At 54.8% G+C, this 2233-nt stretch carries 3 protein-coding genes; 1 reads left to right on the top strand and 2 read right to left on the bottom strand.

The genetic code is table 11. The features are described from left to right. Positions 1–266 precede the first annotated feature (266 nt). Both BBW68_RS12140 and BBW68_RS18020 read right to left on the bottom strand, forming a co-directional pair. Complete coding sequence (locus BBW68_RS12140) at positions 267–1733, bottom strand: amino acid permease (RefSeq protein WP_070135567.1); 1467 nt, start codon at positions 1731–1733, stop codon at positions 267–269. Positions 1734–1823: 90 nt separating this feature from the next. Beyond that, entirely contained in the window at positions 1824–1994 is a 171-nt protein-coding gene (locus BBW68_RS18020) for a hypothetical protein (RefSeq protein WP_420835348.1), read from the bottom strand. A 57-nt stretch (positions 1995–2051) separates the two neighbouring features. On the opposite strand from BBW68_RS18020, the gene BBW68_RS12135 reads away from it, so the two are divergent. After that, the coding region (locus BBW68_RS12135; protein ID WP_186821247.1) for a transposase at positions 2052–2233 on the top strand (182 nt) is incomplete at its 3' end.

Raw genomic sequence — 2233 nt, 5'->3', positions numbered from 1 at the left:
GAGGTGTGGATGGAAAGCTCTTTCCTGATGAAAGCCTGAATGTGTGTAAACCGGCTGCGCGATCTGCTGCCGTGGAAAACCGATCTCACATCTGCATAAGCGTCAATACTATCTGGATGTGACGCTTACCGCATTACAATAAAAACCACCCGCACAGCGCGCGGGGTTATAACTCCCCGAGGAAATACCGGCGGCAGCGGGCATCATTAACTTAAGCTACAAAAGGTGTCCGGAGATGGCGGGTCAAGATCAAATTTCCGCCCGATCTATTTCTCGAATTTCGGGAATTCCATCTCGCTGTACTTCACGAAACGAGTTTTGCGCGTCAGCCTAAAGCCGAACCAGATAATCAGGAACAGCGGGATACCGATGTAGGTTGCCGCCACGCCGCCCCAGTCGATGGTATCGGACAGGAATGCTTGGTAGTTCTGGCCGAGGGTAATAATCAGGCACAGCACAAAGGCGAAGATCGGCCCCAGCGGGAAGAAGCCGGAGCGGTAAGGCAGATCGGCCCGATTGAGCCCCTGCGCCACATAACCGCGACGGAAGCGGTAGTGGCTGACAGTAATACCGAGCCAAGCGATAAAGCCGGTCATGCCCGAGGTATTCAGCAGCCACAGGTAGACGGTCTGATTATCAAACATTGAGGTCAGGAAGCACAGGCCCGCGACCACGGTGGTGGCATAAAGTGCGTTACGTGGCACGCCGCCTTTCGACAGTTTGGCGAAAATGCACGGCGCTTTGCCTTCAGACGCTAGGGTGTACAGCATACGCGTTGAGGCGTACATCCCGGAGTTACCTGCCGACAGTACCGCCGTCAGGATCACCGCATTCATCACCGCCGCGGCGGACAGCAGGCCTGCGTTCTGGAACACCAGGGTGAATGGGCTGACGCTGATATCTTTCACATCGTTACGCAGCAGGCTCGGATCGGTGTACGGAATAATAAGGCTGATCACCAGAATTGCTAACACGTAGAATAGCAGGATACGCCAGAACACCTGGCGCACCGCGCGCGGAATGTTCTTCGACGGGTCTTCCGATTCCCCGGCGGCGATGCCGATAAGCTCGGTACCCTGGAAAGAGAAGCCGACAATCATCGCCACGCCGATTATTGCGGCAAACCCGCCGGAGAACGGCGCATCGCCAATCTGCCAGTTGTGCCAGCCCGCGCTCTCACCGCCGCGCAGAATGCCGACGATCATCGCCACACCGACAATAATAAACATGATCACGGTGGCAACCTTGATCAGCGAGAACCAGTATTCCGCTTCGCCGAAGCCTTTCACCGAGATGTAGTTAAGCAGGAAGATCAGGCAGAGGAAAAGTGCGCTCCAGATCCAGCTTGGGGTATCTGGGAACCACCAAGTCATCACCAGCTGTGAGGCGACTAGGTCAACGGCGATGGTCACCGCCCAGTTGTACCAGTAGTTCCAGCCCAGCGCAAAGCCGAAGCCCTCTTCGACGTATTTTGCGCCGTAGGTAGAGAAGGAGCCTGAAACCGGCATAAACGCCGCCAGCTCACCGAGGCTGGTCATCAGGAAGTAAACCATCAGGCCGATCAGCGAGTAAGAGAGTAGCGCCCCGCCCGGGCCAGCCTGCGAAATGGTCGCGCCAGAGGCGACAAACAGGCCGGTACCAATTGAACCGCCAATGGCGATCATCGTTAAATGACGAGCTTTAAGCTCACGCCTTAACCTAGGCGGTTGTGTTATTTTTGTGTCATGATCCATGTTTTAACGCTGCGCCTTGCAAAAAATGAGGCGCGATTATAGCAACATGAATATCTTGGTATAGCGATAACTCCACGTTATAAGTTAGCTTCATGATCGGCAGTGGATTATTAGCGACAGGCGGTAGTGAATGCGGTACAGCGCGCGCTTGAACGCAGGCAGCGGTATCGACACTTCCACCAGCGTCCCCGTATCCAGCTGCTCGGCAATCAGGTAGAGTCTTAGGACGTGGTGTAAATTTGGAAGGATGGTGAGAGCCATTGGCTTATCCGGTAAGGTAATGGTTAATTAGACAATTATCTCAGAAGGAGTCAACCGATGGCCGACAACAGCATGACATTCAGCAACACCCTGATGCAACTCGGCGGCGAGGACTTTCTGCGTGAACTCACCGAATTTATGCTCAACCGCATCATGGAGGCCGATGTCACTCAGCGCATCAACGCAGAGCCTCATGAGCGCAGTGACGAGCGGGAGACCTACCGTAACGGCTACCGTGA

This window comes from Candidatus Erwinia dacicola, from assembly GCF_001756855.1.
In the GTDB taxonomy this organism is placed as follows: Bacteria; Pseudomonadota; Gammaproteobacteria; order Enterobacterales; family Enterobacteriaceae; genus Erwinia; species Erwinia dacicola.
Note: the sequence above shows the minus strand (reverse complement) of the source record. Positions and strands in the feature narration are given on the sequence as shown.

Bases quoted from the DNA above. Each gene is read 5' to 3' on its own strand.
- BBW68_RS12140 (WP_070135567.1), bottom strand. From the start codon at position 1,733: ATGGATCATGACACAAAAATAACACAACCGCCTAGGTTAAGGCGTGAG.
- BBW68_RS18020 (WP_420835348.1), bottom strand. From the start codon at position 1,994: ATGGCTCTCACCATCCTTCCAAATTTACACCACGTCCTAAGACTCTAC.